Origin of the sequence: Sedimentibacter sp. B4 (genome assembly GCF_000309315.1) — a bacterium.
Classification (GTDB): Bacteria; Bacillota; Clostridia; order Tissierellales; family Sedimentibacteraceae; genus Sedimentibacter; species Sedimentibacter saalensis.
Genome location: NZ_CANG01000449.1, coordinates 1 through 234, shown reverse-complemented (window position 1 = coordinate 234; position 234 = coordinate 1). Strand labels below are relative to the sequence as shown.

Below are 234 nucleotides of genomic sequence, written 5' to 3'. Positions count from 1 at the left end.
CGCGCCGGGCCAGATGCCGGGGATGAGCAGGCCGAGCGCCATCAGCGCGAGCGACCCGATCAGCAGCGGACGGCGGCCCAGCGAGTTGAGCCAGTACATCGCCGGGATGGTGCCGACCAGGAAGAACAGGGAGACCAGCGCCTCGCCCAGCACGGACAGGCTGCCCTCGCCCAGGCCGAACGCGGACATGATCATCGGGCCGAAGGTGTACATCGCGTACATCGGCACCACCTA

The 234-nt window shown here is 68.8% G+C and carries 1 pseudogene; it reads right to left on the bottom strand.

The features are described 5' to 3' along the window. A pseudogene (locus BN358_RS23650) lies at positions 1–231 on the bottom strand (MFS transporter); the annotation flags it as partial. Between the last annotated feature and the right edge of the window lie 3 nt (positions 232–234).